Origin of the sequence: uncultured Oscillibacter sp. (genome assembly GCF_910587525.1) — a bacterium.
Taxonomy (GTDB): domain Bacteria; phylum Bacillota; class Clostridia; order Oscillospirales; family Oscillospiraceae; genus Oscillibacter.
Window position 1 is genome coordinate 1 of record NZ_CAJULS010000244.1, and the last position, 1,961, is coordinate 1,961.

Here is a 1,961-nt window from a genome sequence, read left to right on the forward strand (position 1 = left end):
TTCCAGTTTCTTCCTCCATCCGTCTCTTTCCTATCTTTTTACGTAGAAGTAATAAACGAGATGCAGCCCCAAAACGCCGTGATAAAGTCGAGCAATATGCAGGAAATTCAAAGATTACAGCCAATAAAAGAAGAAAAAAGTTTGATTTTTCAAAACAGCCTCCTGTTTCGAAAATTTTACGCACCAAAGATGCAAAATCCGCTATTTATGGACGGAGTAAAGTCGCTATCCGCCATTCCCCCAGAGCTGCCGGCAGAGTCCGGTAACTCTGGGATTTTGCTTTTTTCCGCCATTGTTACATATGCTTCGTTTGTCTCCGGTTTCTTAGTGGTATTGGTGATAGCTTTATCAATGCCTTTCGGGTATACTTGCCTTGCAATCAGCGGAAAGGAGAATAACACCATGCCAGAGACTCGAAACTTATGTGCGCAGCTGCCACTGGACCTGCACCAGCGCGTCTGCGAGGCCAGAGAGCAGTCGGGTCTGACCACCGCGCAGTACATTACAAACCTGTTAATCGAATACTACGAGATGAAGGAAAACGGGGGTAAAACGATTATGGCAAACAATAACGGCAGCAGAACGATGGCCTTCCAAATCGGAGAGGACCTTTTCCAGCGGATCAAGGCGCACCTGGAGCGTGAGACAGCCCGCACAGGCCGGAAGCTCACCCAGCGGGAGTTCGTGCTGGGGCTGATCGAGGAGGCGCTGAGCGAGGCTGAGCGTCAGGCCGGCGCCGGCCCCTGTGAGGCCGCGGAAACCGAGGGCGGCTCCCAGGAGCAGGACGCCCCCAGCCAGGGCGGTGAGGAGGCGTGTGAGGGCGAGACGGGCCTCCCCGCCAGCCAGGACGAATGACAGCAGCAACAGAGCGGCCCAGGCCATCCCAACCGGATCGGCCTGGGCCGCTCTGGCCGCATAAAACAGAAAAATCAGGAAAGAGAGGTCAACATGAGTCAAAAGGATTTTATTGAGAAGTTCCACACGCTCCTGCCGGAGTGCCGGCCGGAGGCGGCGCAGCTCTGGTGTGAGTTCGCTGCTGAGAGTGTGGATCGGAAACAGTACGTTCACTTCCAAGCGGCAGAAAGCCGGGACGCCTCCATCGAGAGCTGGCTGGAGGTCTTATACGAGGGCCTGCGCCAGACCAGGGAAACCTTTGGCGCGGAGCTGGCCGCAAGGGTAGCCGCCCTGAGCCTGGAGCGCTGCTGCCTCTACCCAGGCGAGATGCCCAGGGCAGCAGAGTGCCTGCGGTCGGGAGACGGCGCGAAGGATATTCTGGCGAAGATCGAGTCCGGCGAGATCGACTGCACCAACCTGTTCTCCGCCGCACCGCCCAAAGAGTCCCCAACAAAAACCTATATGAGTGAACAGGAGTTCACCGCCCACATGAATGGGCTGATCCCCACCCCCAGCGCGGAAGCCAACAGCCATTTGCTGGACCTCGCCAACGGACTCTGGCTGGAGATGAAAGACGATCTTTACCATGCGTTTTCCTTCGTCTCCCGCCATTTCACCTTGGAAACGCTGCAGAACGTGTACGATCTGTGCGGGGCCAGGGAAACGGGCCTGCTGCCGTGGGAGATCATCGGCGCGGCGGTCTACGTGCAGACAGGCACTCCGGCTGAAGAAATCAGCAAGGATGAGTGGAAGGACTTTGTTCTCCTGCCCACCCCGGAAAGCGCCGGTGCGATCAGTTCCCTGGCCCTCTGTACCGTGCGGGAAAACGGAGAGGCAACGCAGTTTTATACGCCCCGCTTTGGACAGTACGACCCTCAAAAGCTGCTGGATGCGGCAATAGCCAGGGCCGGCGAAGCTGGAACAACGGCGGCAGAGGCCCTGCAGCAGATGGATCACAATCTGCCGGATGTGGAAAGCCATGTGACAGCCAACAAGGCAATTCTCGGCCCAGGATCGAGGCTGGCGGAGAAGCTGTCCCTGCTGATGCCCTCCAGTCCCATCACCGC

At 57.2% G+C, this 1,961-nt stretch carries 3 protein-coding genes; all 3 read left to right on the forward strand.

The genetic code is table 11. From position 1 onward, the window contains the following. Window positions 1-266, forward strand: a 266-nt coding sequence (locus QZ326_RS13075) for a hypothetical protein (RefSeq protein ID WP_295746062.1), incomplete at its 5' end; no start/stop codon positions are given. 136 nt (window positions 267-402) lie between these two features. Then, the gene (locus QZ326_RS13080) at window positions 403-855 is read left to right on the forward strand and encodes a translation initiation factor 2 (RefSeq protein ID WP_295746065.1); all 453 of its coding nucleotides are present in this window, start codon (window positions 403-405) and stop codon (window positions 853-855) included. Window positions 856-948: 93 nt separating this feature from the next. After that, window positions 949-1,961, forward strand: a 1,013-nt coding sequence (locus QZ326_RS13085) for a hypothetical protein (RefSeq protein ID WP_295746069.1), incomplete at its 3' end; no start/stop codon positions are given.

Bases quoted from the DNA above. Each gene is read 5' to 3' on its own strand.
- QZ326_RS13080 (WP_295746065.1), top strand. From the start codon at position 403: ATGCCAGAGACTCGAAACTTATGTGCGCAGCTGCCACTGGACCTGCAC.